Here is a 23,458-nt window from a genome sequence, read left to right as displayed (position 1 = left end):
GGGGATCACACGGAACGGGGTACGGGTGCCGATGACAGGAGCTGCGCAGGGCGGCGCGACGCAGGGCCGGGCCCACGAGCCCGCGTACGGGACGGCGTACGGGACACCGCGCGAGGCGTCCCACGACGCGGGGCCGGGCACGGCCGCCCGGCGCGCCGGCGGCGGGGGTGGCGCCGGCGGGGGCGACGGCATCCGGGTCAGCACCGAGGGCCTGCCGGACTGGCTGCACCCGGTCGCCGAGATGGCGCGCACGGTGCGGCCCCGCCAGCTCAGCCGGTTCCTCCCGCCCGAGGACGGCGGGGGCCGCCGGTCGGCCGTACTGATCCTCTTCGGCGAGGGCCCGGACGGCAGCCCGGAGCTGCTGCTGATGGAGCGCGCCGGCACCCTGCGGTCGCACGCCGGGCAGCCGTCCTTCCCCGGCGGCGCGCTCGACCCGGAGGACGGCGATCCGCACACCACGGGCCCGCTGCGTGCCGCCCTCCGCGAGGCGCGGGAGGAGACCGGCCTGGATCCGGCCGGGGTGCAGCTGTTCGGCGTGCTGCCCAGCCTGTACATCCCGGTCAGCGAGTTCGTGGTGACCCCGGTGCTGGGTTGGTGGCACACGCCGAGCCCGGTCGGCGCGGTGGACCCGGCCGAGACCGCCCGGGTCTTCACCGTGCGCGTGTCCGATCTCACGGATCCGGCGCACCGGGTCACCGTGGTCCACCCGAGCGGACACGCCGGACCAGCCTTCACCGTGGAGTCGGCCCTGGTCTGGGGCTTCACGGCCGGCGTGATCGACCGTCTGCTGCACTTCGCCGGGTGGGAGCGGCCGTGGGACCGATCACGTCAGGTCCCGCTCGACTGGCGCGCATGAGACGGTGACCCACGTGAACGTCCTGGACATCCTGTTGCTGATCGCCGCCGTGTGGTTCGCGATCGTCGGCTACCGCCAGGGGTTCGTCGTCGGCATCCTGTCGGTGATCGGATTCCTCGGCGGCGGCCTGGTCGCCGTCTCACTGCTGCCGCTGGTCTGGGACGAGGTGACCGACAACGGCACCCGGGTGTCCACTCCGGTCGTCATCGCGGCCGTGGTCGTGATCATCGTCTGCGCCTCGGTGGGCCAGGCGCTGACCACCCACCTGGGGAACCGGCTCCGCAGACACATCACCTGGTCGCCGGCCCGGGTGGTGGACGCCACCGGCGGCGCCCTGGTCAACGTCGTCGCGATGCTGCTGGTGGCCTGGCTGATCGGATCCGCCCTCGCCGGCACCTCCCTGCCCACCCTGGGCAAGGAAGTCCGCAACTCCAAGGTACTGCTGGGCGTTTCGCGGGTGCTGCCGGAGCAGGCCAGCACCTGGTTCTCCAACTTCAGCTCCACGCTGGCCCGCAACGGCTTCCCGCAGGTCTTCAGCCCCTTCTCCAACGAGCCCATCGCCGAGGTGCGCCCCCCGGACCCGGCCCTGGCCGGCAGCCCCGTGGCGGACCGGGCGAAGCGATCCATCGTCAAGGTGGTCGGTACGGCGCCGAGTTGCAGCAAGGTGCTCGAGGGCACCGGCTTCGTCTTCGCCCCCGGCAAGGTCATGACCAACGCCCATGTGGTCGGTGGCGTCGGCGAGCCGACCGTGCAGGTCGGCGGCGAGGGCCGGCTCTACGACGGCAAGGTCGTCCTCTACGACTGGGAGCGCGACATCGCGGTCCTGGACGTGCCCAAGCTGAAGGCGCCCGCGCTGCAGTTCACCGAGACGGACGCGACCGGCGGGGCCGACGCCATCGTGGCGGGGTTCCCCGAGAACGGCGCGTACGACGTGCGTTCGGCGCGCGTCCGCGGCCGGATCAACGCCAACGGTCCGGACATCTACCACCGGGGGACCGTCCGCCGCGACGTGTACTCCCTGTACGCGACCGTGCGCCAGGGCAACTCCGGGGGACCGCTGCTGACGGCGGAAGGCCAGGTGTACGGGGTCGTCTTCGCGAAGTCGCTGGACGACCCGAACACCGGGTACGCGTTGACCGTGGACGAGATCCGCGAGGACATCGAGCGCGGCCTGACGGCCGAACAGCGCGTGGACAGTCAGGGCTGCGCGCTCTGACCCCCTCGGAAGCCTGACGCCCCCGCCCGCCCCGCCCTGCCTGCCTTGCCTCGCCTTGCCCCGTCCCGGACCGGCCCTCAGCCGGTCAGCCGGGCGCGGTGCTCCGTTTACGTGCGCTGGTGCCGCAGGCGGGCCGAGACCCAGCGGGCCCGGCGGCGCAGGATGCGGGGGATGTCGAGACGGGGGTCGCGGGCCTGGAGCCCGGCCCTCTCGTGGCTGCCCGGCGCTGCTGCCGGGCGGCGGTCGCTTGCGGAGTCACCGTAGTTGTGCGTCCAGCCCATACTCCGACGTCTGCCCGTGCCCCAAGGTCGGTAACCGCGTTCGGGGCGGCCAATTGGCCTATGCGCCGGGCATGTGATCGTACGTAGAACAGGCGTTGTGTCCGTTCGTCCTACTAGCGGTCCGGTTCGGGGTCCTTGAGCCAGTTGACGAGTTCGGTGGAGAAGGCGACCGGGTCCTCCTCGTGAGGGAAGTGTCCCAGGCCGTCGAACAGCCGCCAGCGATACGGGGCTTCGACGTACTCGCCGGAACCGGCGGCGCTGCGGGTCCGCATCACCGGGTCCAGGGATCCGTGCAGGTGCAGGGTCGGTACCCGCACCGGACGCTTCATCCGGCGGTTGAACTGGTAACCGTCGGGCCTGGCCAGCGAACGCACCATCCACCGGTACGGCTCGATGGAGCAGTGCGCGGTGGACGGGATGCAGATCGCCCGCCGGTACACCTCCAGGTCCTCCTCCGAGGGCTCCAGCGGCCCCGACCACTCACGGATCAGCTCCCCGGCGAGCGCGCCGCCGTCCGCCTGGAGCCGCCGCTCGGGGATCCACGGCCGCTGGAAGCCCCACACGTGCGATCCGGCGCGGCTCTGCGCGAAGTCGGAGAGCATCGCCGAGCGCCAGCGGCGCGGGTGCGGCATCGAGGAGACCACGAGCCGGCGCACCAGCTTGGGCCGCATCACCGCCGCCGTCCAGGCCAGGTAGCCGCCGAGGTCGTGGCCGACCAGCGCCGCGTCCGGCTCGCCGAGGGAACGGATCACCCCGGTGACGTCCAGGGCCAGGTTCGCCGGGTCGTACCCGCGCGGGGTGCGGTCGCTGCCGCCGACCCCGCGCAGGTCCATGGCCACCGCGCGGTATCCGGCGTCGGCGAGCGCGGTCAGCTGGTGCCGCCACGTCCACCAGAACTGGGGGAAGCCGTGCAGCAGCAGGACCAGCGGCCCGTCGCCGAGTTCGGCGACGTGGAACCGGGCCCCGTTGGCCGCGACGTCCCGGTGCGTCACCTCTGCACCGGGGATGTCGAGCCGGACCGCCGTGGCTGCGGTGGGCGGGGTACCGGAGTCCGGCGTGGGCGCTGTCATGACGACGAGCGTGCCACACCCACGGCGTTGTCACTGAACGGCCGCGGGTGCGGCTTGACCGTGCCGACCACGGCCGCGGTCTGCTTGACCGAGGCGATGGACCGCTCCGGCGGCTTGACCTTCTTGAACTTGGACACGGCGAACAGCGCCGCCACGCCCGCGATCAGCAGGAACGCGACGCCCACGATCAGGAAGGACCAGGCCAGCCCCAGCCCGAGGTTGTGGATGCCGTAGGCCGCGGCGAAGCTCAGCACCGGCAGCGAGAACAGCGCCAGCACCCCGGCGACGCTGATGGCGGCACCGCCGATGCCGGCCCGCTTGACGTCCTGCCGGAGTTCGGCCTTGGCGAGGGCGATCTCGTCGTGCACGAGGGCGGACATCTCGGCGGTCGCCGTGGCGACCAGCTGGCCGAGGGTGCGCTCGGCCCCTTGCGTGCCTTGGTCCGCTGCGCTCATCGCTCTCTCCCTTTGTCTTCGCGTCCTGTCGTCACTCAGATCATGCCGGACGACCGCTGTCGGTGTCCGACCCGGCCGCCGCTTCGGCCCGGCGCCGGTGCTCGGCGGCCTTCTCCTCGTAGATCTTCGCCATCCGCAGGTGGTACCCGGCAGTGTGCTCCTCGTAGACGTCCGGGACGCCGTCGAGGTCGTCGTCGCGCTCCTCGGCCTCGGTCAGGGCACGGTACTTGCGGTCGCGCAGCTTGAGGAGGACGCAGGCGACGACGGCCGCGATCAGGGAGCCGATCAGCACCGCTGCCTTGACCTCCTCGGTGAGCCCGGCGTCGCCGGCGAAGGCGAGTTCGCCGATCAGCAGGGAGACGGTGAAGCCGATGCCGGCCAGCGAGGCCACGGCGAGGACGTCCGGCCAGGCGAGGTCCTCGTTGAGTTCGGCCCTGGTGAAGCGGGCCGCCAGCCAGGTGCCGCCGAAGATGCCCAGCGTCTTGCCGACGACCAGGCCGAGGACCACGCCGAGGGTCTCGGGGCGGGTGAAGACGTGGGCGATGGCCTCGTCGGACAGGGACACGCCGGCGGAGAACAGGGCGAACAGGGGGACCGCGAGACCGGCGGACAGCGGCCGGACCAGGTGCTCGATGTGCTCGCCCGGGGAGTGCTGCTCGCCCTCCCGGCGGGTGCAGCGGAGCATCAGGCCCATGGCGACGCCCGCGATGGTGGCGTGGACGCCGCTGTTGTACATCAGGGCCCAGACGACCAGGGCGAGCGGGACGTAGACGTACCAGCCGCGGACGTTCAGGCGCAGCAGGAACCAGAAGAGGACCAGGCCGGCGACGGCGCCGCCGAGCGCCGGGAAGTCGATCTCGTTGGTGAAGAACACCGCGATGATGACGATCGCGAAGAGGTCGTCGACCACGGCCAGGGTGAGCAGGAAGGCGCGCAGGGCCGAGGGCAGGGAGGTGCCGATCACCGCGAGGACGGCGAGGGCGAAGGCGATGTCGGTGGCGGTGGGGACGGCCCAGCCGCCCAGTGAGCCGCCGCCCAGCTGGTTGACCACGGTGTAGACGAGGGCCGGTACGACCATGCCGCAGAGGGCGGCGATGACGGGCAGGGCGGCCGCCTTGGGGTCGCGCAGGTCGCCGGCGACGAGCTCGCGCTTGAGCTCGATGCCGGCCACGAAGAAGAACACGGCGAGCAGGCCGTCGGCGGCCCAGTGCTGGATCGACAGGTCGAGGCCCAGGGCCGCGGGACCGATGTGGAAGTCCCGGACCGCCGGGTAGCTGTCGCTGATCCCGGGGGTGTTCGCCCAGACGAGTGCGGCGATCGCGGCCACGAGGAGGATCACACCACCGACGGTCTCGGCGCGCAGGGCGTCGGCGACGTACTGGCGCTCGGGCAGCGAGAGCCGTCCGAGGAGCTTGTGGCGCTGGGAGTCGGTGGGGGTGGGCGCGGCCACGGGGACACCTCCGGTCGGTCGGACGACGACATGACGAATCGTTTTGCCGACCAGACTTCCCGGCACACCCCATGAACTATTTACGCATTCAATACTTTACACGGTGTAGCTCGAAGCGGTGCGGTGATCACACTTTACGCACAAAAGGGGCACCCGGCACGGTCGCCGGATGCCCCTCGCGCGGGACGCGTCGCCCCGCGGGCCGATCAGTCCTCGCTGGAGGCGCTGGGCAGCTTGGTCTGGATCAGGTCCATCACGGAGGAGTCGGTCAGCGTGGTGACGTCGCCCAGCTCGCGGTTCTCGGCCACGTCGCGCAGCAGCCGGCGCATGATCTTGCCGGACCGGGTCTTGGGCAGCTCGGCGACCGGCAGGATCCGCTTCGGCTTGGCGATCGGGCCGAGCGTGGAGCCCACGTGGTTGCGCAGGTCGGCGACGAGGGACTCGTTCTCGGAGGCGGAACCGCGCAGGATGACGAACGCGACGATGGCCTGACCGGTGGTCTCGTCGGAGGCGCCGACCACGGCCGCCTCGGCGACCGAGGGGTGCGAGACCAGGGCCGACTCCACCTCGGTGGTCGAGATGTTGTGACCGGACACCAGCATCACGTCGTCCACCCGGCCGAGCAGCCAGATGTCGCCGTCGTCGTCCCTCTTGGCACCGTCGCCCGCGAAGTACTTCCCCTCGAAACGGGACCAGTAGGTGTCGATGAACCGCTGGTCGTCACCCCAGATGGTGCGCAGCATGGACGGCCACGGCTCGGTCAGCACCAGGTAGCCGCCACCGCCGTTGGGGACCTCGCTGGCCTCGTCGTCCACCACGGTGGCCGCGATGCCGGGCAGCGGGCGCTGGGCCGAACCGGGCTTGGCCTCGGTCACGCCCGGGAGCGGGGAGATCATCATGGCGCCGGTCTCGGTCTGCCACCAGGTGTCCACGACCGGGCAGCGGTCGCCGCCGATGTGCTTGCGGTACCAGATCCAGGCCTCGGGGTTGATCGGCTCGCCGACCGAGCCGAGCACGCGCAGGGAGGACAGGTCGAACTTGGCGGGGATGTCGTCGCCCCACTTCATGAACGTCCGGATGGCCGTCGGCGCGGTGTAGAGGATGGTGACGCCGTACTTCTGCACGACCTCCCAGAACCGGCCCTGGTGCGGCGTGTCCGGCGTGCCCTCGTACATGACCTGGGTGGCGCCGTTGGCGAGCGGCCCGTAGACGATGTAGGAGTGGCCTGTCACCCAGCCGATGTCGGCGGTGCACCAGTAGACGTCGGACTCCGGCTTGAGGTCGAAGACCGCGTGATGGGTGTAGGCCACCTGGGTGAGGTAGCCGCCGGAGGTGTGCAGGATGCCCTTGGGCTTACCCGTCGTCCCCGAGGTGTAGAGGATGAACAGCGGGTGCTCGGCCCCGAAGGCCTCCGGGGTGTGCTGGGTGGACTGACGGCCGACCAGCTCGTGCCACCAGATGTCCCGGCCCTCGGTGAACTCGGTCTCCTGCCCGGTGCGGCGCACCACGAGCACGTTCTTGACCTGCGGGCACTTGGCGACGGCCTCGTCGATGGCCGGCTTCAGCGCGCTGGGCTTGCCGCGGCGGTAGCCGCCGTCCGCGGTGATGACCAGCTTGGCGTCGGCGTCCTGGATGCGGGAGGCGACGGCGTCGGCGGAGAAGCCGCCGAAGACCACGGAGTGGGCGGCGCCGATCCGGGCGCAGGCGAGCATCGCCACGACCGCCTCGGGGATCATCGGGAGGTAGACGGCCACCCGGTCGCCGGCCTGCACGCCGAGTTCGGTCAGGGCGTTGGCGGCCCGGGAGACCTCGTCCTTGAGCTGGGCGTAGGTGAGGGAACGGCTGTCGCCCGGCTCGCCCTCGAAGTGGATGGCGACCCGGTCCCCGTGGCCGGCCTCCACGTGGCGGTCCACGCAGTTGTACGCCACGTTCAGGGTGCCGTCCGCGAACCACTTCGCGAAGGGCGGGTTGGTCCAGTCGAGCGTCTCGGTCGGCTCGGTGGCCCAGGTCAGCCGCCGGGCCTGCTCGGCCCAGAAGCCCAGCCTGTCAGCGTCCGCCTGTTCGTAGGCCCGCGCGGTGACGTTCGCGGCGGCGGCCAGCTCGGCGGGCGGCGCGAACCGCCGCTCCTCCTTCAGCAGGTTGGCCAGGCTCTCGTTGCTCACGACATCTCCCTTTCCCAGGGTGTCCGTTGTGTCCCCGGCATAGCTCATCAGGCGGAAGGCCAGGTGACAAGGGGTAACCGAAAATTGGTTTAGACCTGTAGGCCTTCGGCCGGATCCTTCCGGACACCGCTTCCAGACGTGGATGGCCCCCTCCCGCGACACGGCGCGCGGGAAGGGGCCATACGGTGGCACGGATACCGGAGCGTAGCGGTTCAGGCGTGGGCCGGCGCCGGCGACTGGCTGCGCTCGGCCGGAACCACACTGTCGAACACCCGGCAGTCGAAGAAGTCCCTGCCCTCGGAGAGCAGGTAGGCCTGGGCCTCGCCCACGTGGAAGTACATCCCGTGCAGTTCCAGCGTGCCCTCGGCCAACCTGCGGGCCACCGACTCGTGCGCGCGCAGGTGCTCCAGCTGCTGGACCACGTTCGTCAGGCACAGCTGCTCGACCGCGTCGGCCGGGAGCCGGCCCGCGATCCGCGCCCAGGGGTGGTGGCGGCTGGCCATCCGCTCCAGGCTCGGCCGTCCGTGCCGCAGCCAGCGCCCCAGCGGCGTGTCCGGCATCTCGGGAGAAGCGTTGAGCAGGGCCTGCATGGCCCCGCAACCGGAGTGCCCGCACACCGTGATGCTGTCGACCTTGAGCACGTCCACGGCGTACTCGATGGCCGCCGCGACCGAGTCGTCACCGGACTCGACGCCCGGCAGCGGCACCAGGTTGCCCACGTTGCGGACGGTGAACAGGTCACCGGGTCCGCTCGACGTGATCATGCTCGTCACCAGCCGGGAGTCCGCACAGGTCAGGAACAGCTGCGAAGGCTGCTGCCCCTCGCGCGCGAGCCGTGCCAGCTCGCCCCGCACGTGGGGCGCGGTGTCCCGCTGGAAGGCGCTGATCCCGCTGGCCAGCCGCTCGGCGCCGCGCACCGGCCGGTCCTCGGGGGACGGCTCGGCCAGCTGCTGGTCGCAGTGGTTCTGCCATGGGGTCCAGGGCCGGCAGCACTGGTGGGCGCCGCGCCCCGCGCCGTTCGGCTGGTTCTCGCCCGGCCGCAGCCCGGACCGGCCGGCGATCTCCACCGCACCGCCGTGCGCCACATGGGATTCCTGCCAGTCGTGCAGCGTCTCGTACGCGGCGTGGTCCATGAACGAGCCGTCGAGCTCGATCACCACGTGCCCGCGGGGCGGGATCTGGCTCAGCTCCCGGCTCAGCCGGGGCACCGCGAGGAAGGTCAACTGCCCGCGCGCATGGACCCGGTGGCCGTCCCCTTCCTCCGTCACGGTGATGCGGGTCCGGGCCAGCCGGTGCAGCGCCACTGCCACGGCCACGGCGATGCCGATCGCGACGCCCTCCAGCACCCCGCCCAGCACCACGGCGACCACGGTCGTCAGGTAGACCACGATCTCGCGGTGCCGGGTGACGTTGCGCATGTGGGTGATGTTGACCATCTGCACGCCGACCGCCATCACCAGCGCGGCCAGGGCCGCCAGCGGGATCAGGTCCAGCACCGGCACCAGCAGCGCGGCCGCCAGCACGATCCACAGCCCGTGCATCATCGACGACCTGCGGCTGACCGCACCGGACTTGACGTTCGCCACGCTGCGTACCGCCACACCGGTGACGGGCAGCCCGCCGAGCGCGCCGGAGACGATGTTCGCCGCACCCTGGCCGCGGAGTTCGCGGTCGAGGTCGGCGCGCGGCGGCCGCTCCGTGCCGCGTTCGCTCGCGATGAGCTTGTCGAGGGCCACGGCGGACAGCAGCGATTCGACGCTTCCCACCAGGGTGATCGTCAGTACGGCGGCGATGAGCCCCAGGACGGGGCCCTCAGGCAGCTCGGGGAGCGCGTGGCTGCGCCAGGACGGCAGGTCGACCCGGGGCAGCGCGAGCCCGGCCAGGGCGGCCATGGCGGTGGCCGACGCCACCGCGGCGAGCGCCGGAGGGATCTTGCGCAGCAGGGCGCCCGCCCGGCCCGGCAGCCGCGGCCAGCCGAGCAGGACGACCAGCGTGAGCGCGCTGACGGCCAGCGCCGCGGGGTGCGGGTCGGCCAACTGTCCCGGCAGCCCGAGGACGTTGTCGATGGCGGAGCTCTGCGGGGTGCCTCCCAGCACGATGTGCAGCTGGGCCAGGGCGATGGTCACGCCGATGCCGGCGAGCATGCCGTGCACGATGGCGGGGCTGACCATCAGCGCGGACCGGGCGGTCCGCAGGGCGGCGAGCCCGAGCTGGCACACCCCGGCCATCACGGTGATCGCACAGGTGGTGCGCCAGCCGTAACGCTGGATCAGTTCCGCCGTGACGACGGTGAGACCGGCCGCCGGGCCGCTCACCTGGAGTGGCGCGCCGCCCAACCGCGCGGCCACGATGCCGCCGACGGCCGCGGCCACCAGGCCCGCCTGCAGCGGGGCGCCGGTGGCCAGGGCGATGCCGAGCGAGAGCGGCAGTGCGATCAGAAAGACGGAGATGGATGCGGAGAGGTCTGCGGTGCGGGGGTTGGTCATAAGTCCCGTCTCCTCTGGTCAGGGAGGGTGGAGCGGCGGGAGTCTCAACACTCGGTAAATGGATGGTAATGGAGAGTAAAGACGGGCGCTGCTCATAACGGGCAAATGGCTTAAAGCTTCCCCCTCAAGAGTGATTAAGCATTTTGTACGGCTTGTCACACCTTCCTCAAAGATGCCCGCGTGGGACGTTGCGGCGCGGAAGCAGCACCAGCGAGGAGAGGCGGGCGGATGAAGGCCGTCAACAAGAAGATCGCCGGCGGCCTGGTTGCCACGGCGCTGGTCCTGGGCGTCGCGGGCTGCACCTCGGAGCGGTCCCCGAAGGCCGCGCCGGGCGCCGCCGCGCCGGAGGCCCCCGGCAGCGTGCTCCGCCTCATCGGCGACGGCTCCACGTCGTACACCGGCCCGCAGCCGAACGTGCAGAAGCCGCGCAGGCTCGGGCCCGGGGAGAAGCCCCCGCAGTTCGTGGTGTTCTCCTGGGACGGGGCCGGCGAGGACAGCCAGAAGCTGTTCTCGCACTTCCGCGGGGTCGGCAGGAAGTACAACGCCCGGATGACGTACTTCCTCAGCGGGGTCTACATGCTCCCGGAGGAGAAGCGTTCGCTCTACACCGGCCCGCAGCACGAACCCGGCCGGTCCGACATCGGGTTCGGGGACCCGCAGGGCATCAAGGACACCGCCACCCAGATCCGCGAGGCCTGGCTGGAGGGCAACGAGATCGGCACCCACTTCAACGGCCACTTCTGCGGCCCGGACGGCGGGGTCGGCACCTGGTCGGTGGACGACTGGAAGAGCGAGATCCGGCAGGCCAAGGCCTTCGTCAAGAACTGGAAGACCAACGCGGGCCTGCAGCAGGAGAAGGCGCTCCCCTTCGACTACGACAAGGAGCTCATCGGCGCCCGCACCCCCTGCCTCGAAGGCCAGAAGAACTTCATGCTGGCGGCGAAGAGCATGGGCGGGTTCCGCTACGACTCCAGCGGCATCAGCAAGCAGAAGTGGCCGAAGAAGACGGACGGCCTCTGGGACATCCCCCTGCAGCTCGTCCCCATCCCCGGGCGGGCCTTCGAGACGCTGAGCATGGACTACAACTTCATGGTCAACCAGTCCGGGACGACCTCCCAGGGCGACCCCTCCCAACACGCCTACTGGGGGAACCAGATGCGCGACGGCCTGATCCAGGCCTTCGACCGGGCCTACCGGGGCAACCGGGCGCCGCTCGTCATCGGCAACCACTTCGAGTCCTGGAACGGCGGCACCTACATGCGCGCCATCGAGGAGACGATCAAGTTCGTCTGCGTCCAGCCGGAGGTCCGCTGCGTGCCCTTCCGTGAGCTGGTCGACTGGCTGGACGCGCAGGACCCGAAGACCGTGGAGTGGATGCGCACGCTGGACGTCGGCGAGGCGCCGAAGGAGGGTTGGGCCAGGTTCCTGACCACCGGACCGGCGCCCTCGCCGGCCGCGTCCGCTCCCACGGCGCCCGAGGGGGTCACGCAGGCTGAGGAGACGGACGAGGAGTAGCGCCCCTCTGCTCCCCGAGCACGAACGAGGGGTCGACCTGCCCCGCCAGGTCGACCCCGGTCTTCGCGTTCCCCCAGCTCTCGGCGTTCCTCAGGTGGAAGTGCACCATCTGCTCGGTGTAACGCACCCAGTCCCGCCGCGCGTACGACTCGTCGGCCGCGTCCTGCAGGGTCCGCAGCGCGGCCCGGTTGCCCGCCTCCAGCTGCTCGAAGCGCTCCGGCCGTCCCTTCTCCATCGCCCGCACCCAGTCCGAGTGCCCGACCGTGACCAGCAGGTCCTCGCCGACCTCGGAGCGCAGGAAGTCCACGTCGTCCGTGCCCTGCACCTTGTTTCCGACCACCTTCAGCGCCACGCCGAAGTCCCGCGCGTACTCCTTGTACTGGCGGTAGACCGAGACGCCCTTGCGGGTGGGCTCGGCCACCAGGAAGGTCATGTCGAACCGGGTGAACATGCCCGAGGCGAAGGAGTCCGAGCCGGCGGTCATGTCGACGACCACGTACTCGTCCGGCCCGTCGACCAGGTGGTTCAGGCACAGTTCGACCGCTCCCACCTTGGAGTGGTAGCAGGCCACGCCCAGGTCGGACTCGGTGAACGGTCCCGTGGCCATGAGCCGGACCGGCTGCCCGTCGAGGGCCACCCGCCGGGCGCAGGCGTCGTAGACCGGGTTGTCCTCGCGTACCCGCAGCAGCCGGGATCCGGCTCCGGGCGGAGTGGTCTTGATCATCGACTCGGCCGAGGCGATCCGGGGGTTCGAGCCCCGCAGGTACTCCTTGATCAGGGGGAGTTGCGCTCCCATGGCAGGCAGCGCGGCGGACTCCTCCTCGGTGAGTCCGAGCGCGGTCCCGAGGTGCTGGTTGATGTCGGCGTCCACAGCGACGACGGGGGCCTCGGCGGCGGCGAGGTGGCGGATGAAGAGGGAGGACAGCGTGGTCTTGCCGCTGCCGCCCTTCCCTACGAAAGCGATCTTCATGTTCACCTAGAGTAGTCTGACGATCGCCGTATATGGTCGAGGTGAGTGAAGAAGACCACTCGATCGTGGGGTCGGTGCTACGGGTGTGCAGTGCGTAGGCTCCTTACTTATGAGTACGTCAGCCGATCCGCTCGCCGCCCTCGCGGGCCTTCCGGGCGTCGCGGACTCCGTGGAGTCCGTCCGCAAGGCCGTCGACCGGGTCTACGGGCACCGTGTGATGCGCCGCCGGAGCACGGAGGTCTCGTCCGAGGCCGCGCTGCGCGGGGCGCGCGGCAGTGCCGCGCTGTCGGGCGCCGACTGGGCGTTGGAGGAGGTCCGCCGGCGCACCGACTTCGGGCTGGAACCGGAGGCCCGGACCGTGGGTGCCGCGCTGCGGCTGACCGCGGAGGCGGGCCAGCTGCTGAGCATCTGGCGGCAGTCCCCGCTGCGGGTGCTGGCCCGGCTGCACCTGGTGGCGGCGGGCTCCGCCGTGCCCGGGGACGCGGTGGGACGGCCCCGGCGGGCCGGGGAGACGGTGGACGAGCCGCTGGTGGGCCTGCCGCTGCCGAGCGCGGAGGAGGTCGCGGGCCGGCTGGACGGTCTGTCCCGGCTGGTGATCGCCGGGGGATCCGCTCCGGCGCTGGTCACGGCCGCGGTGGTGCACGGAGAGCTGCTGGCCCTGCGGCCGTTCGGTTCGTACAACGGCGTGGTGGCGCGGGCCGCCGAGCGCATCGTCCTGATCAACAGCGGTCTGGACCCCAAGGCCATCTGCCCGGCCGAGGTCGGCCACGCCGAGCTGGGTGCCGAGGCCTACCTCGCGGCCCTGGAGGGATACGTGTCCGGTACCCCCGAGGGAGTGGCCGGCTGGATCGCGCACTGCGGGCGGGCGGTCGAGCTCGGCGTGCGCGAGTCCACGGCGGTCTGCGAGGCGCTCCAGCGCGGCGCGGCCTGACGGGGCGGCGTCCGGGCCGGGGAACCGGCCCGGCAAAGGGTTGCGGCGACACCGTACTGCTCATGGTGTCGCCGCTGGCATTCCCGCCCAGTTACCAAGCGTCCTCGATGGTTGCCCATCAGGTCGGGAACTCTGCCCGCTCACCTGGTGTGGCTGGCCCGTAATCGACGGGTCGACGTCGCGTGGGTGCTAGGCGTTCATGCTTCGGTCCGTGGGGCCTTGCTGCGTTCTAAAGATGATCCTCTCGGATGTTCTCCAGGTCTCGCGGGCCGTGACTCCTTTGTACCTCCAACCGGGAGGAAGTGGAACCCCTGGCTGTAGATCTTTACTTTCAGGGGCCTTTTGGGGCGAAACGGACGGCCGAGGTGCGCCCGGGCCTGGGAAGGCGAGCCGGGCCGCGATCGCGGCCCGGACGGCCCGGGACGGTCAGGCGAGGGCGTGTGCCCGGCGCCTGCTCGCGTACCAGACCAGCCCCGCCGTGGCTGCGGCCGCGCCCACGGCGGCGGCCGCGATCAGCGCCGGGCGAGCGGGCATCGAGAGCCCGGGCAGGCGCTGCTTCAGCCGGACCGGGCGGTTGAACACCAGCACCGGCCACTCCCGTGCCACGGCCTCGCGGCGCAGCGCCCGGTCGGGGTTGACCGCGTGCGGGTGGCCGACCGCCTCCAGCATCGGCACGTCCGTGATCGAGTCGCTGTACGCGTAGCAGCGGGCCAGGTCGTAGCCCTCCGACTCGGCCAGCTGGCGCACCGCCTCCGCCTTGGTCGGGCCGTAGGCGTAGTACTCGATCTCCCCGGTGAAGCAGCCGTCCTCGCCGACCACCATCCGGGTGGCCACGACCCGGTCGGCGCCGAGCATCTCGCCGATGGGTTCGACGACTTCGGCACCCGAGGTCGACACGATGACCACGTCCCGGCCCGCGGTGTGGTGGGCCTCGATCAGGGAGGCGGCCTCGTCGTAGATGATCGGGTCGATGAGGTCGTGCAGCGCTTCGGCGACGATCTCCTTCACCTGCTGGACGTTCCACCCCTTGCAGAGGGCGGAGAGGTACTCCCTCATCCGCTCCATCTGGTCGTGGTCGGCGCCGCCGGCCAGGAAGATGAACTGGGTGTACGCGGTGCGCAGTACCGCCCGCCGGTTGATCAGGCCGCCCTGGTAGAAGGACTTGCTGAACGTGAGAGTGCTCGACTTCGCAATGACCGTCTTGTCCAGGTCGAAGAAGGCGGCAGTGCGAGGCATGGAGTGCGGCAAGGACTGGTTTTCCACGCCCCGAGCATATGCGCCCACCATTCGGCGTAAGGTGTGGCGTGTGGGTTTGCCTGAGAACGCTCTCGGGTACACCATGGAAGTCACGGATCGTTCGCGACCGTGCTAACCCGGTCCGACTCCTCCCCCCCCGAGTCGGCCGTGGGGACGACCCCCGCTCTCCCCCCCGGCGGGGGTCGTCGCATGTCCGGACGCGGTTGACAGCTCGCCCTCCGGTCTCCGGTGATCCGTTTCATGGCCCCTCCTCTTCCGCTGAGCCCTTCGATGCGGGCCCTCACCCTTCCCAGACTCGTGACTCTCCGTAGTTGTTCCGGCGCGCTCGGGAAGTCACCTGGAGGGGTGACCGGAATATTCACAGGGGATGCGGAATCCACAGTTCTCCACCAAGATCCACTTCTTTTCGCGGGTTCGGCCACGGTGATTCCGACCGCGAAGTCCGCGGTTCACGGATTTGAAGTGAGAAGGGGGCGGAGATCGTGGCCGGAACCATGTCCCGCGAACTGCCGGAGCCGCCGCTGCCCGCTGCGGGCAAGCCGCTGATCATCACCGAGGACCCGGTGCTGCTCGACGACCTGCTGCGGTTGTGCGCGGCCGCCGGCGCCGATCCGCGGGTGCACCATGCGGTGCCCGAGCAAACCGCGGCCGCCGGGACGGGTGGGGCGGGCGGTGCGGGGCCCGGAGGCCCGGGCTGGAGGGAACCGCCGCTCGTGCTGGTCGGGGAGGACGCCGCCGCCCGGGTGGCCGGGGCCCCCCGGCGCGGCGGGGTGTTCCTCGTCGGACGTTCCGAGGGGCGCGACACCGACGATCCGGACGTTTGGCGGCGGGCGGTGGAGATCGGCGCCGAGCAGGTGCTGTGGCTGCCCGAGTGGGAGAGCTGGCTGGTCGACCGCATCGCCGACGTGGCGGAAGGGGCCGCCAGGCCCGCCCTCAGCGTGGGGGTGATCGGGGGCAGCGGCGGCGCCGGGGCTTCCACCCTGGCCTGCGCCCTCGCCGTCTCCGCGGCCCGGTCCGGCGAACGCACCATGCTCATCGACGGCGACCCGTTCGGCGGAGGGCTCGACGTCCTGCTCGGCGGTGAGGGCGCCGAGGGGCTGCGCTGGCCGGACTTCGCCGCCTCCCGGGGCCGGGTCGGCGCCGGCGCCCTCGAGGAGTCCCTCCCGGAACTCCACGCGCTGCGCCTTCTCAGCTGGGACAGGGGCAAACGCGTGGTGGTGCCGCCCGCCGCGATGCGTTCGGTGATGGCCGCGGCCCGGCGCCGCGGCGGGGTCGTGGTCGTGGACCTGCCCCGCCGGGTGGACGAGGTGGCCGTGGAGGCCCTCGCCCAGCTCGACCTGGTCCTGATGGTGGTTCCTGTCGAACTGCGCGCGGTCGCCGCCGCCAGCAGGGTCGCCGACGCGCTGGAAGGCGTGGCTCGCGACCTGCGGCTGGTGGTCCGGGCCAGACTCGCCGGCGAGTTGGACGCGGACGAGGTCGCGGGGCTGCTGAGGGTGCCGCTCGCCGGCGAGATGCCGGTGGAGCTGGGCGTCTCGGAGTGGCTGGCCCGCGGCGAGCCGCCGGGCACCTTCGCGTGGGGGCCGCTGGCCCGGTTCTGTGACGTGTTCTGGAGGCGGGCGCTGGGCGGCGGCCAAGGGGTGCCGTCATGAGCGCGAGGCTGCTGGACACGGTCCGGGCCCGGTTGGCGGAGAGCGGTGCGGATCCCACTCCGGCCAGGGTCGCGGCCGTGCTGCGGGCTCAGGGACGACTGCTGGGTGACGCAGAAGTACTGGGTGCGGCGGCCGAGCTGCGGTCCGAGCTGGTGGGTGCCGGGCCGCTGGAGTCGCTGCTCGCCGATCCCGCTGTCACCGACGTGCTCGTGGCGGCCCCCGACCGGGTGTGGGTGGACCGCGGCGCCGGCCTGGAGCTCACCGGCGTCACCTTCACCGACGGGGACGCGGTGCGCAGGCTGGCGCAGCGGCTCGCCGCGGTCGCCGGGCGGCGGCTGGACGACGCCCGGCCCTGGGTGGACGCCCGGATGCCCGACGGCACGAGGCTGCACGCGGTGCTGCCCCCGGTCGCCGTCGGATCCGCCTGCCTCTCCCTGCGCGTGGTGCGGCCCCGGGCGTTCACCCTGGAGGAGCTGACGGAAGCGGGAACGCTGCCGCCGGGCGGGCGCCGTGTGCTGCGGGCCGTGGTGGAGGCCCGGCTGTCCTTCCTGATCTCCGGTGGGACCGGAACGGGCAAGACCACCCTGCTCAGTTCGCTGCTGGGGCTGGTGGGGCCCGGGGAGCGGATCGTCCTCGCCGAGGACTCCGCCGAACTCCGCCCGGACCACCCGCACGTGGTGCGACTGGAGAGCCGGCCGGCCAACCAGGAGGGGGCCGGCCTGGTCACCCTGGCCGACCTGGTCCGCCAGGCACTCCGCATGCGGCCCGACCGGCTCGTGGTCGGCGAGGTGCGCGGGGCCGAGGTGGCCGACCTGCTGGCCGCCCTGAACACCGGGCACGAAGGCGGTTGCGGGACCGTGCACGCGAACGCCGCGGCGCACGTGCCGGCCCGGCTGGAGGCGCTGGGTTCCGCGGCGGGCCTCGACCGGGCCGCGCTGCACAGTCAGCTGGCGGCCGCCCTGGACCTGGTGATCCACCTGGCCCGGGACCGGGACGGCCGCCGCCGGGTGGCCGAGGTGCACGTACTGGAACGCGACCCGACCGGGTTGGTGGTCACCGTCCCGGCGCTGCGCTGGGCCGCCCGGGGATTCGTACGGGAGCGCGGCTGGGAGCGGCTGCGGCCCCTGCTCGGGGGCCTGCGGTGAGCGGGACCGTGCCGGCCCTGCCGCTGCCGGTGTTCGGTGCGGTGCTGTGCGCGGCTGCGGCGGCGTGGCTGCTGGCCGGGGACGGCCGGTCGGCCGGGCGGGCCCGGGTCCTCCTCGCGGGCGGCGGGCCTGTGGAACCGGTGCGGGTCCCGGTCTGGGACGCCTTGCTGCCGCTGGCGCACCGGAGCGCGTCCCGCTGGCCGGAGTGGGGCTGTGTCCTGGCGGGTCTGCTGGTGGCGCTGCTGGGCGGCTCCCCACTGCCCCTCGTGGTCGGGGTGCTGGCGGTGCCGGTGGTGCGGCGGTGGCTGCGAGTGCGGGCCCGGGTGCGGGCGGGGGATGCCCGGGCGGCCGAGGTGGTGGCCCTGTGCGGCGCGGTGGTGGGGGAGTTGCGGGCCGGTGCCCAACCGGGTCAGGCCCTGGGTTCGGGGCTGCGCCGTACGACGGCACTGGGCGCGGAGGAGGCGGCGGTGCTCGCGGCCGCCGCGTTCGGCGGGGACGTCCCGGGCGCGCTCAGGGAGGCGGCCCGTGCGCCGGGGGCGGAGGGTCTGGCCGGCATGGCCGCCTGCTGGCGGGTCTCGGTGGACGGGGGCGCGGGTCTGGCGGCCGGCCTGGAGCGGCTCGAGGCGGCGCTGCGGTCCGAGCGGGACCGGCGGGAGACCCTGCGGGCCCAGCTGGCGGGAGCCCGGTCCACCGCGGTGGTGCTGGCCCTGCTGCCCGTGGTGGGACTGCTCATGGGAACGGCGCTGGGCGCGGATCCGCTCCGGGTTCTGCTGCACAGCCCGCTGGGGCTGGGCTGCCTGCTCGTCGGCGGAGTGCTGGAGGTGCTGGGACTGCTGTGGTGCCGGCGCATCGTGAGGGCGGGGGAGGGCTGATGGACGACCTGGTGGTCCACAGGCTGGGGACGGCATGTGCGCTCGGGGTGGCCGCCGGCTGTGCCGTGTCCTGGGCCGCGGCCCGGATGCGGGGGCGCGCGGCGCGGCGGCGGGTGTCGCTGCTGCTCGGCGCGCCGCCCGAGCGGCGCCGGATACGGGAGCGGCTCCGGCTGGGGCTGCGGCGGAGGAGCCGGCGCTCCCCTGAGGTGGGGGCCAAGGAGGCGGAGCGTCAGCTTCCCCTGGCGGCGGACCTGCTGGCGGCGTGCCTGGCCGCCGGGGCGGCGCCCGTGGAGGCGGCGGAAGTGGTGGGGGAGTCGCTTGGCGGCCCGGTCGGTGACCGGCTCGCCCTGGCCGGGGCCGAGCTGCGGCTGGGCGGCGAACCTGGCGCCTGCTGGGGCAGGTTGGCGGAAGTGCCCGGGGCCGCCCCGCTGGCGGACTGCCTGGAACGGGCCGCCAGGACCGGGGCGCCGGCCGCCGATCCCGTGTCGAGACTGGCGTCCGCCCTGCGTGAGGAAAGGGCCCGCCGTGCGGCTGCCGCGGCGCAGCGGGCCGCGGTTTGGGTGACCGCTCCGGTCGGGCTCTGTTTCCTGCCCGCGTTTCTCGCGATCGGCGTGGCTCCGGTGGTGATCGGAATGGCCTCCCGACTGCTCTCCGGCAACTGAAACCACATCAACAACAAAAACCAACAGGAGGTTGTCATGAGGATCATCTGGTTTCGGCTGAAGGCCGTCCTGGCGGGCCGGGTCGACGACGCGGGAATGTCGACGTCGGAATACGCCATGGGCACGATCGCGGCGTGTGCGTTCGCGGCCGTTCTGTACAAGGTGGTCACGAGCGAAGTCGTCTCCACGGCCCTCCAGTCGACCATCGGAAAGGCACTCGATGTGCCGTTCTGATCTTCGGCGGTGCCGCGAGGGCGGTTATGTGACCGCGGAGGCGGCTCTGGTCATTCCGGCGCTGGTCCTTTTCGCTGCGCTGCTGGTGTGGTCGCTGATGGCGGCGGCCGCGCAGATGAGATGTGTGGACGCGGCCCGGGCGGGAGCCCGTGCCGCGGCCCGGTCCGAGCCGGCGGAGGTGGTGCGGGCCGCGGCCGCGGCGGCCGCCCCGGCGGGAGCGGAGGTGGAGCTGCTCCGGGAGGGGGATCTGTGGCGGGTCCGCGTGGCCGCGCCGGCACCGGGGCCGGCCGGTCTGCCGGTCAGGCTGGGCGCCTCGGCGGTGGCGCTCGCCGAGGACAGCGTGGGGCCGCCGCCATGAGCCGGGACCGGGGCTCGGCCACGGTGTGGGCGACGCTGGTGGCGGTCGTGCTGAGCACGGTGTTCGGAGGCGTGCTGCTGCTGGGGCAGGCGCTGACGGCACGGCACCGCGCGGCCGCGGTGGCGGACCTCTCGGCCCTGGCCGCAGCGGTGACCTGGGCACATGGTCCGGGCCCCGCCTGCACGGCGGCCCGCAGGGTCGCTCGGGCGCAGGGCGCCGTGCTCACCGGGTGCGTGGTCCTGGGCGAGGTCGCGGAGGTCGAGGTCCGGGCTCCCGCGGGCCCGTTCGATCCCTCGATACGGGCCCGGGCCGGACCGGCGGTCAGCCCTCCGGGGCGCCCGCCAGAAGGCGGGTGAGGAGGCGCACGGCGCCCCGCTTGTGGAGGGGGTCGTTGCCGTTGCCGCACTTGGGGGACTGGATGCAGGACGGGCAGCCGTCCTCGCACTCGCAGGCGGCGATCGCGTCCCGGGTCGCGGTCAGCCAGGTCCGGGCGGTGTGGAAGGCCCGTTCGGCGAAGCCGGCTCCGCCCTGGTGGCCGTCGTAGACGAACACGGTGGGCAGGAGGGTGTCCGGGTGCAGCGGCACCGAGACACCCCCGATGTCCCAGCGGTCGCAGGTGGCGAACAGGGGCAGCAGGCCGATGGAGGCGTGCTCGGCGGCGTGCAGGGAGCCGCCGAGGATCTCCGGGATGATCCGGGCCGCGTCGAGCTGGTCCTCGGTGACCGTCCACCACACGGCCCGGGTGCGCAGGGTCCGGGGCGGCAGGTCCAGCTTGGTCTCGCCGAGGACCTCGCCGGTGAGCAGCTTGCGCCGCAGGTAGGAGACGACCTGGTTGGTGACCTCGACGGAGCCGTAGCAGAGCCGGGCGTCCCCCCAGGGGATCTCCGTCTCGGTGTCCAGGATCGCGATGGAGGTGGTGTCCCGGGCGGTGGTGGAGAAGGGCGGGTCGGCTTCCTCGACCAGCGCCACGGAGTCCCCCAGGTCCAGGTGCCTGACCAGGTAGGTGCGGCCCTGGTGGAGGTGGACGGCACCGTCGTGCACCGCGGTGTGCGAGGCGGCCTCGTCGACGGTGCCGAGCAGCCGGCCGGTGTCCGCTTCGACGATCTGCACCGGGCGGCCGCCGCCGCCCCGGATGTCGGCGAGGTCGGCGGCCCGCTCCCGCCGGGTCCAGTGCCAGGCGGTGGCGCGGCGGCGCAGCAGCTTCGCCGATTCGAGCTGGGGGAGGAGGTCGTGGGCGGCCGGCCCGAAGAGGGCCAGGTCGGGTTCGGTCAGGGGTAGCTCAGCGGCTGCCGCGCACAGATGGGGGGCCAGTACGTACGGGTTGTCGGGATCGAGGACGGTGGCCTCCACGGGCCTGCGGAACAGTGCCTCGGGATGGTGCACCAGGTAGGTGTCCAGCGGGTCGTCGCGGGCGACGAGCACGGCCAGGGCGCCCTGGCCGGCGCGTCCGGCCCGGCCGGCCTGCTGCCAGAGCGAGGCGCGGGTACCCGGGTAGCCGGTGATGAGGACGGCGTCCAGGCCGGACACGTCCACGCCGAGCTCCAGGGCGGTCGTCGCGGCCAGGCCCAGGAGTTCCCCGGAGTGCAGGGCCCGCTCCAGGGCGCGCCGCTCCTCGGGCAGGTAGCCGCCCCGGTAGGCGGCGACCCGGCCGGGGAGGGTGCGGTCCACCGCGGCGAGGCGTTCCTGGGTGATCAGGGCGATCAGCTCGGCGCCGCGCCGGGAGCGGACGAAGGCGACGGTGCGTACGCCCTGTACGACCAGGTCGGTGAGGAGGTCGGCGGTCTCGGCGGTGGCGGTGCGGCGCACCGGGGCGCCCTTCTCGCCGGTGAGCTCGGTCAGCGGCGGTTCCCACAGGGCGAAGACCACCTCGCCGCGCGGGGAGGCGTCGTCCACCACCTCGGTGACCGGGACGCCCGTGAGGCGGGACGCGGTCCCCGCCGGGTCGCTCGCGGTGGCGGAGGCGAGCAGGAAGACCGGGTCCGCGCCGTAGCGGGCGCAGAGCCGCCGCAGCCGGCGCAGGACGTGCGCCACGTGGGAGCCGAAGACGCCGCGGTAGGTGTGGCACTCGTCGATGACGACGTAGCGCAGGGCGCGCAGGAAGGAGGACCAGCGCGGGTGGGCCGGGAGTATCCCGCGGTGCAGCATGTCGGGGTTGGTGAGCACGTAGTTGGCGTACTGGCGCACCCATTCGCGTTCCTCGACCGGGGTGTCGCCGTCGTAGACGGCGGGCCGGACGGCGTTGCCGAGCGGGGCGGCCAGCTCCCGGACGGCCCGCCGCTGGTCGGCGGCCAGGGCCTTGGTCGGAGCGAGGTAGAGGGCGGTGGTGCCGCGCCCGTTGGGCGCCTCGGCGCCGTCGGCGAGGGCGGTCAGGACGGGGGCCAGGTAGGCGAGGGACTTGCCGGAGGCGGTGCCGGTGGCGACCACCACCGACTCGCCGTCGAGGGCGTGCTCGGCGGCCGCGGCCTGGTGCTCCCACGGGTGCTCGATCCCGGCCGCCCGGATGGCGGCTACTACATCCGTTCGGATGCGGTCGGGCCAGACCGCATGACGGCCCGCCCGAGGGGGCAGATGCTCCGTATGGGTGATGCGCGCAGCCCGGCCCGGCCCCTGGGCCAGCCGGTCCAGGACGGTGCCGGGGGTGGGTCGGAGGTCCCCGGGGGCCGTGGGCCGACCGGGGCGGTGAGTCTTGGCCATTGCCACCGAGTGTGTCACTGCGGTCGGGGACAATGGTCGCAAGGCGTCGTGCGCGCCTGCCGATAAGTGATTGAATGCCATCGCGGCAGCCAATCCCTCCACTACCTTCGGGTGGGGAGGCCCCTGGGGGGCGCCGCTCGATAGCAAGGTGCTGGAGGATCCGTGGACCTGTCCCTGTCGACTCGCACTGTCGGCGACCGTACGGTCGTCGAGGTCGGTGGCGAGATTGATGTGTATACCGCGCCCAAGCTGCGCGAGCAGTTGGTCGAGTTGGTGAACGACGGCAACTACCACCTGGTCGTGGACATGGAGCGAGTGGACTTCCTCGACTCCACCGGCCTGGGTGTGCTGGTCGGAGGCCTCAAGCGCGTCCGTGCGCACGAGGGCTCCCTGCGCCTGGTCTGCAACCAGGAGCGCATCCTGAAGATCTTCCGCATCACCGGCCTCACCAAGGTCTTCCCGATCCACACCTCGGTGGATGACGCCGTCGCCGCCACGGACTGACGGCACCGACGCAAGCCAGCGGGGGCCGGGCCATGGGCCCGGACCCCTGTCCGCACGCCCGTAGTCCGAGGGGGAGCCATGGCCACCGTTGAACTCCGCTTCAGCGCTCAGCCCGAGCACGTCCGCACGGCCCGACTGGTCGCGGCCGCCGTGGCGCGCCGGGCCGGGGTGGAGGAGGCAGTGCTCGACGAGGTGCGCCTCGCCGTCGGCGAGGCGTGCTCGCGTGCTGTCGGGCTGCACCGGGGGAGCGGCGTGAACGACCCCGTGCGCGTGGTGCTGACCGAGGAGGAGAAGGTGTTCTCCATCGAGGTCGGCGACGGGGTCCCGGCCACCGCGGACGGCTCCGCCGGCGACGCGGGCGCTTCCGGCGCCGGCGCCGGCGTCGACACCGAGGGCGAGGACGAGATGGGCCTCGCGGTGATCCGCGGGCTGGTCGACGACGTCGAGGTGATCCCCGGCGAGGCGGGCGGAGTGATCCGTATGAGCTGGCCCGCCAGTGGGATCTCCGATCACGCTTAGATCAAATCCGAATAACCGATCAAGGCCCTGCCGAGCAGGGCCTTTTTCGTGTTCGCCGACCGCCCGGCACGCGTCAATGCTTTTGCCCCATTACCGCTTTCGAGGGTATTGGAGTGACGCGATCTTTTGCTGAGGAGCAAGGGGAGGCCAATTCCGTTTCACGCGTACTGTT

21 protein-coding genes are annotated in these 23,458 nt (G+C 72.4%); 13 read left to right on the top strand and 8 right to left on the bottom strand.

Annotation, left to right across the window (positions count from 1 at the left end; all coding sequences use genetic code 11):
* Nucleotides 1-31 precede the first annotated feature (31 nt).
* Together ACFY61_RS28455 and ACFY61_RS28450 are read left to right on the top strand one after the other, a co-directional pair.
* The gene (locus tag ACFY61_RS28455) at nucleotides 32-856 is read left to right on the top strand and encodes an NUDIX hydrolase (RefSeq protein ID WP_389476556.1); all 825 of its coding nucleotides are present in this window, start codon (nucleotides 32-34) and stop codon (nucleotides 854-856) included.
* 13 nt (nucleotides 857-869) lie between these two features.
* Nucleotides 870-2,072 (top strand): MarP family serine protease, encoded by a 1,203-nt coding sequence (locus ACFY61_RS28450; RefSeq protein WP_389476554.1) that lies wholly within the window; start codon nucleotides 870-872, stop codon nucleotides 2,070-2,072.
* 394 nt (nucleotides 2,073-2,466) lie between these two features.
* On the opposite strand, the gene ACFY61_RS28445 is transcribed toward ACFY61_RS28450, so the two are convergent.
* The 5 genes from ACFY61_RS28445 to ACFY61_RS28425 form a co-directional block, all read right to left on the bottom strand.
* On the bottom strand, nucleotides 2,467-3,423 hold the full coding sequence (locus tag ACFY61_RS28445; RefSeq protein ID WP_389476552.1) for an alpha/beta fold hydrolase: 957 nt from the start codon (nucleotides 3,421-3,423) through the stop codon (nucleotides 2,467-2,469).
* A complete protein-coding gene (locus ACFY61_RS28440) occupies nucleotides 3,420-3,878 on the bottom strand; it encodes a phage holin family protein (protein ID WP_389476550.1) in 459 nt (152 codons plus the stop codon). The genes ACFY61_RS28445 and ACFY61_RS28440 overlap by 4 nt, the downstream gene beginning before the upstream one ends.
* A 40-nt stretch (nucleotides 3,879-3,918) precedes the next feature.
* Entirely contained in the window at nucleotides 3,919-5,328 is a 1,410-nt protein-coding gene (nhaA, locus tag ACFY61_RS28435) for a Na+/H+ antiporter NhaA (RefSeq protein WP_389476548.1), read from the bottom strand.
* Nucleotides 5,329-5,534: 206 nt separating this feature from the next.
* Complete coding sequence (gene acs, locus ACFY61_RS28430) at nucleotides 5,535-7,538, bottom strand: acetate--CoA ligase (protein ID WP_389476546.1); 2,004 nt, start codon at nucleotides 7,536-7,538, stop codon at nucleotides 5,535-5,537.
* A gap of 164 nt (nucleotides 7,539-7,702) precedes the next feature.
* A complete protein-coding gene (locus tag ACFY61_RS28425) occupies nucleotides 7,703-9,976 on the bottom strand; it encodes a SulP family inorganic anion transporter (protein WP_389476544.1) in 2,274 nt (757 codons plus the stop codon).
* 228 nt (nucleotides 9,977-10,204) lie between these two features.
* Between ACFY61_RS28425 and ACFY61_RS28420 the strand changes: the two genes are divergently transcribed.
* Nucleotides 10,205-11,491: a hypothetical protein gene (locus ACFY61_RS28420; protein ID WP_389476542.1), complete on the top strand. Its 1,287-nt coding sequence runs from the start codon at nucleotides 10,205-10,207 to the stop codon at nucleotides 11,489-11,491.
* Here the strand turns inward: ACFY61_RS28420 and ACFY61_RS28415 are convergent.
* On the bottom strand, nucleotides 11,460-12,461 hold the full coding sequence (locus ACFY61_RS28415) for an ATP-binding protein (protein WP_389476540.1): 1,002 nt from the start codon (nucleotides 12,459-12,461) through the stop codon (nucleotides 11,460-11,462). The genes ACFY61_RS28420 and ACFY61_RS28415 overlap by 32 nt on opposite strands.
* A 109-nt stretch (nucleotides 12,462-12,570) precedes the next feature.
* Between ACFY61_RS28415 and ACFY61_RS28410 the strand changes: the two genes are divergently transcribed.
* A complete protein-coding gene (locus tag ACFY61_RS28410; RefSeq protein ID WP_389476538.1) occupies nucleotides 12,571-13,392 on the top strand; it encodes an oxidoreductase in 822 nt (273 codons plus the stop codon).
* Nucleotides 13,393-13,818: 426 nt separating this feature from the next.
* Here ACFY61_RS28410 and ACFY61_RS28405 read toward each other — a convergent pair whose 3' ends face one another.
* Nucleotides 13,819-14,679: an HAD family hydrolase gene (locus ACFY61_RS28405; RefSeq protein WP_389476536.1), complete on the bottom strand. Its 861-nt coding sequence runs from the start codon at nucleotides 14,677-14,679 to the stop codon at nucleotides 13,819-13,821.
* 452 nt (nucleotides 14,680-15,131) lie between these two features.
* On the opposite strand from ACFY61_RS28405, the gene ssd reads away from it, so the two are divergent.
* Genes ssd through ACFY61_RS28370 form a run of 7 tightly spaced genes read left to right on the top strand, consistent with a single transcriptional unit; the run spans nucleotide 15,132 to nucleotide 19,925 of the window.
* A complete protein-coding gene (gene ssd / locus ACFY61_RS28400; protein WP_389476534.1) occupies nucleotides 15,132-16,298 on the top strand; it encodes a septum site-determining protein Ssd in 1,167 nt (388 codons plus the stop codon).
* On the top strand, nucleotides 16,295-17,443 hold the full coding sequence (locus ACFY61_RS28395) for a TadA family conjugal transfer-associated ATPase (protein WP_389476532.1): 1,149 nt from the start codon (nucleotides 16,295-16,297) through the stop codon (nucleotides 17,441-17,443). The genes ssd and ACFY61_RS28395 overlap by 4 nt, the downstream gene beginning before the upstream one ends.
* The gene (locus tag ACFY61_RS28390; RefSeq protein WP_389476530.1) at nucleotides 17,440-18,315 is read left to right on the top strand and encodes a type II secretion system F family protein; all 876 of its coding nucleotides are present in this window, start codon (nucleotides 17,440-17,442) and stop codon (nucleotides 18,313-18,315) included. The genes ACFY61_RS28395 and ACFY61_RS28390 overlap by 4 nt, the downstream gene beginning before the upstream one ends.
* Complete coding sequence (locus tag ACFY61_RS28385; RefSeq protein WP_389476528.1) at nucleotides 18,315-18,977, top strand: type II secretion system F family protein; 663 nt, start codon at nucleotides 18,315-18,317, stop codon at nucleotides 18,975-18,977. The genes ACFY61_RS28390 and ACFY61_RS28385 overlap by 1 nt, the downstream gene beginning before the upstream one ends.
* 36 nt (nucleotides 18,978-19,013) lie before the next feature.
* Entirely contained in the window at nucleotides 19,014-19,211 is a 198-nt protein-coding gene (locus ACFY61_RS28380) for a DUF4244 domain-containing protein (RefSeq protein ID WP_389476526.1), read from the top strand.
* Nucleotides 19,212-19,239: 28 nt separating this feature from the next.
* Nucleotides 19,240-19,569, top strand: coding sequence for a TadE family type IV pilus minor pilin (locus ACFY61_RS28375; RefSeq protein ID WP_389476524.1), 330 nt, complete (start codon nucleotides 19,240-19,242; stop codon nucleotides 19,567-19,569).
* Entirely contained in the window at nucleotides 19,566-19,925 is a 360-nt protein-coding gene (locus tag ACFY61_RS28370; RefSeq protein WP_389476522.1) for an Rv3654c family TadE-like protein, read from the top strand. The genes ACFY61_RS28375 and ACFY61_RS28370 overlap by 4 nt, the downstream gene beginning before the upstream one ends.
* On the opposite strand, the gene ACFY61_RS28365 is transcribed toward ACFY61_RS28370, so the two are convergent.
* Nucleotides 19,891-22,344 (bottom strand): DEAD/DEAH box helicase, encoded by a 2,454-nt coding sequence (locus tag ACFY61_RS28365; RefSeq protein ID WP_389476520.1) that lies wholly within the window; start codon nucleotides 22,342-22,344, stop codon nucleotides 19,891-19,893. The two genes, ACFY61_RS28370 and ACFY61_RS28365, sit on opposite strands and share 35 nt — an antisense overlap.
* Nucleotides 22,345-22,425: 81 nt before the next feature.
* On the opposite strand from ACFY61_RS28365, the gene bldG reads away from it, so the two are divergent.
* Both bldG and ACFY61_RS28355 read left to right on the top strand, forming a co-directional pair.
* Nucleotides 22,426-22,767 (top strand): anti-sigma factor antagonist BldG, encoded by a 342-nt coding sequence (gene bldG / locus ACFY61_RS28360; RefSeq protein WP_389476518.1) that lies wholly within the window; start codon nucleotides 22,426-22,428, stop codon nucleotides 22,765-22,767.
* Nucleotides 22,768-22,845: 78 nt separating this feature from the next.
* Entirely contained in the window at nucleotides 22,846-23,286 is a 441-nt protein-coding gene (locus ACFY61_RS28355; protein ID WP_389476516.1) for an ATP-binding protein, read from the top strand.
* Nucleotides 23,287-23,458 lie beyond the last annotated feature (172 nt).

Origin of the sequence: Streptomyces sp. NPDC012888, assembly GCF_042900645.1 — a bacterium.
Taxonomy (GTDB): Bacteria; Actinomycetota; Actinomycetes; order Streptomycetales; family Streptomycetaceae; genus Streptomyces.
This window is presented reverse-complemented; position numbering and strand designations above follow the sequence as displayed.